Annotated in this window: 3 protein-coding genes; 2 read left to right on the forward strand and 1 reads right to left on the reverse strand. The window is 72.7% G+C overall.

Translation table 11 applies throughout. The features are described from left to right. Positions 1-20: 20 nt before the first annotated feature. Positions 21-2,453 (reverse strand): LPS-assembly protein LptD, encoded by a 2,433-nt coding sequence (locus A612_RS09055; protein ID WP_051001479.1) that lies wholly within the window; start codon positions 2,451-2,453, stop codon positions 21-23. 57 nt (positions 2,454-2,510) lie between these two features. On the opposite strand from A612_RS09055, the gene A612_RS09060 reads away from it, so the two are divergent. Together A612_RS09060 and A612_RS17915 are read left to right on the forward strand one after the other, a co-directional pair. Beyond that, positions 2,511-3,620, forward strand: a complete 1,110-nt coding sequence (locus A612_RS09060; protein WP_019374179.1) for an aminoglycoside phosphotransferase family protein — start codon at positions 2,511-2,513, stop codon at positions 3,618-3,620. Between the two features lie 16 nt (positions 3,621-3,636). Then, positions 3,637-3,789 (forward strand): RNA methyltransferase PUA domain-containing protein (locus A612_RS17915; protein WP_040436467.1); only part of this gene is annotated, 153 nt, incomplete at its 3' end.

The raw sequence follows: 3,789 nt of genomic DNA on the forward strand, positions 1-3,789 counted from the left end.
CGCCGCGGCGGTCGTTCGGCTCAATCGTACTGGGAGAAGCGGCTAGGGATGGGGCGGCTCTGCCCGAGGTCCTGGTAGCGCGGCACGTGCTGGCGCAAGCTGGCCAGCGGATTGGCGCCCAGCGTCAGGCGCGAGAAGCCCTGGAATTCGAGCTGCAGCATGACGCGCGTGCTGGAGCTGTCGATGCTGCGCTGCAACCGCTCGAGCACCACGCGGCCGGTCCAGCAGCAGCTCTCGTATTCCAGCCCGACCACCGTGTCGACGAGCTTGCGGTCCTTCAGGCTGTAGTTCAGGCGGCCGACGCTGTACCAGCGCCCGGCAGCGCGGTCCGGACCCCGGCCGGCGCCGCCCCACAGCCCGTCCAGGGGCCACTGCCAGCCCATGTCGAGCTGGCGGCTCGGCTCGGTGATCAGGTCGGTCACCTTCTGCATGCGGTAGGCGGCGCTCACCGTGCGGTACGGCCCGGGCGAGTAGCGCGCGCCGATGGTGGTGCGCAGCGAACGGCCGGTCTTGGGGTTGTATTGCAGCGTCGAGTCCAGCCCCCATTCGGGCGCCCAGTTCAGGCCCGCGCCGAGCAGCACGTCCGACAGGCGCTCGCTCACCGGCGGCGCGCCGGGCATGGTCACGCGCTGGTCGGAGAAGCGCAGGCGCTGGGCGATGCCGAAGCGCGCGGCCTCGGCGCCGCTGTCCGGATCGAGCAGGCGCGTGGTCACACCCAGGGTCAGCAGGTTGTTGTCCGCCAGCCGGTCGTTGCCGCCGAAGGCGTTCTCGGTGTAGATGGTGGCGAAGTTGAAGTCGGTCGCCGCCGTGTCGTAGACCGGCAGCAGGCTCTGGTCCCGGTAGGGCGTGTAGGTGTAGAAGGCGCGCGGCTCCAGGGTCTGCAGGAAGCTGCGCCCGAAATAGCGCGCATCGCGCTCGAAGACCAGGCCGCTGTCCAGGCTGAAGGTGGGCAGCACGCGCGAGGCCGAACGCTGGCCGTTGGCCAGGGGCGCGTCGAATTCGTAGTTGGTGGCGTGCAGCTGCAGGCGCGGCGTGACGAAGCCGGCCGGCGCCAGGAAGGGGCGGCTGAGCTGGGCCAGCGCGTAGCTGCGGCGCGCGTTGGGTTGGGCGTACCAGCGGCGGTCGGCCGAGAAATGCGTGTAGTCGGCCTCCACGCTCGCGTCCAACCCGGCCGGCAATTGCGTCGGGGCATAGCGCCAGTGCAGCTGCGGCAGCCGGTCGTAGGGCGGCGTGATGGGCGCGAGCGGGTCCTGCAGGGTCTGCCACTTGAGTGCGCGCAGCGCCACGGAGTGCGGGCCGCCCGCCCAGCTGAGCGTGCCCTCGCCGGGCAGCAGGCGCTCGGCGAGCTGGCCGGGCGCATCGCTGCCGAAGCCGGTGCCGCGCTGCGTGAAGTCGCGCCAGTAGTCGTCGTCGCTCACGCGGCGGATGTCCAGGCCCAGGCCCATGCCGCCCAGCGGCGTGTCCAGCAGCGCGCTGTGGCGCCCGCGCCAGGCCCAGCGATCGCGGTCGCGCAGGCGGTCGCCGGGCATGTACTGCGCGCCGATTTCCCCCCGGTAGCGCGGCTCCAAGTAGCGGAACTCGCCTGCCAGCGCCACGCCGCGGCGCGTCATGAGCAGCGGCGTGAAGGTGGCGTCGCGGTTGGGCGCGATGTTCCAGTACCAGGGTTGGGCGTATTCGAAGCCGCTCACGCTGTCCAGCCCGAGGGTCGGCGGGAGCAGGCCAGTCTTGCGCTTGTCCGACAGCGGGAAGCTGATGGCCGGCACCGGCAGGATGGGCACGCCCTTGAATTCCAGCACCCCGCCCTCGGCGCGGCCCACGTCTTCGACGCGGTCGAGCTCGATGCGGCGCGCGCGCAGAATCCAGTCCGGCTGCCAGCTCGCCTCGTCGGTGCGCTCGCAGGTGGTGTAGGTTGCCTGGTGCACCACGGAGCGGTCGCGGTCGATGAAGTCCACGCGCGTCGCCTCGCCGTGCGCGCCGGTCTCCAGGAAGCGGTAGCGCGCGTCGCTGAAGAACCCGTGGAAGGCATCGACCTCCATGTCGAGCAGACTGCCTTCGTAGCGGTTGCCGGCGCGGTTGATGAGGACGCTGCCGCTGGCCTGCGCGCGGTCGGTGGGCACGTCGTAATGCATCCGGTCCGCGCGGATCACGGTGTCGCCACGGCGCAGCTCGGCGTCGCCCTCGATGTCCGCCTCGATGTCGGGCCGGCCCGAGAGCCGCTCGCCGCGCACGAACACCGGCTGCTGCGCGCGCAGGCCGGGCGGCAGCGCCTCGGGCAGCGCGGGACTGGGGCGCAGCACGGGAGCCGGAAGCGCTGCACCCGGCGCCTGCTGGGCCAGCGCACCCCCCAGCGGCGCCAGCGCGCAGGCAAGCAGCACCCACCGGCCCGGGCGCCTGCGGCTCGGCGGGGCGGGTTCGGACCAGAGGGCGGACGGCGGGCGGCGGCGTGGGTCGATGGGCACGGGCGTGGAGGGCGAAGCGCGGGGCGCCAGCTTCTTAGAATCCGATTATCCATGAGCCACTTCACCCCCCCTTCCCCGAGCGCGCCCGCCCCGGCCGGCGTGGACTGGTCCGACCCGGCGCGCGGCCAGGCCCTGGCCGTCTGGCTGGCGGCCCTCGCGCCCGACCACGGCCTGCTGCCCCAGACCCTGCGCCCCGCCTCCAGCGACGCGAGCTTTCGCCGCTACCTGCGCCTGGATCGGCAGGGCGGCGGCAGCGCCATCGTCATGGACGCGCCGCCCGCGCTGGAGGACTGCCGGCCCTTCGTGCACGTGCAATCGCTGATGCAGCAGGCCGGACTGCGCGTGCCGCAGATCCTCGCCTGGGACGCGGCGCAGGGTTTCATGCTGCTCGAGGACGTGGGCCGCGAGACGGTGATCGAGCGCCTGCGCGAGGGCGATCCGCAGGCGGCGCACGCCTGGTACCTGCAGGCGGTGGAGCTGCTGCTCGACTGGCAGCGCGCCACGCAGGAAGGGGCGCTGCCGCCCTACGACGAGGCGCTGCTGCGCCGCGAGCTGCAGCTTTTCCCGGAGTGGTACGTGGCGCGCCACCGCGGCGTGGCGCTGGATGCGGCCCAGCAAGCCGTGCTGGCGCGTGCCTTCGACGCCATCGTCGCGCAGAACCTGGCGGCGCCGCGCGTGTTCGTGCACCGCGACTTCATGATGCGCAACCTGATGGTCGGCGCGGACGGACGCCTGGCGGTGCTGGACTTCCAGGACGCGGTGCTCGGCCCCATCACCTACGACATCGCCAGCCTGCTGCGCGATGCCTTCATCAGCTGGGACGAGGAGTTCGTCATCGACATCACGGTGCGCTACTGGGAGCGCGCGCGCCGCGCCGGCCTGCTGGGGGCGGAAAGCCCCAGCGGCTTCGGCGCCGACTTCGGCGAGTTCTACCGCGCGGTGGACTGGATGGCGCTGCAGCGCCACCTGAAGGTGGCGGGCATCTTCGCGCGCCTCACGCTGCGCGACGGCAAGCCGCGCTACCTGGCGGATGCGCCGCGCTTCATCGCCTACATCCGCCAGACGGCCGCCCGCTACCGCGAGCTGGCGCCGCTGCTGCGGCTGGTGGACCAGATCGAGGGCACGCAGGCGGTCACCGGCTATGCCTTTGGCCGGATGTAGCCCCGTGCCAGTCTCCATGGACCACGGCCCCCGCTTCCATTGCCCGCAGCCGCTGGCTCCCGGCGCGCAGTTCGCGTTGCCGGCCGAGACCGCGCGCCACGTGCAGGTGCTGCGGCTGCAGCCGGGCCGGGCGATCACGCTGTTCGACGGCCGCGGCGGCCAGTGGCGC

It is taken from the genome of Melaminivora alkalimesophila, assembly GCF_000282995.1.
GTDB lineage: Bacteria > Pseudomonadota > Gammaproteobacteria > Burkholderiales > Burkholderiaceae_C > Melaminivora > Melaminivora alkalimesophila.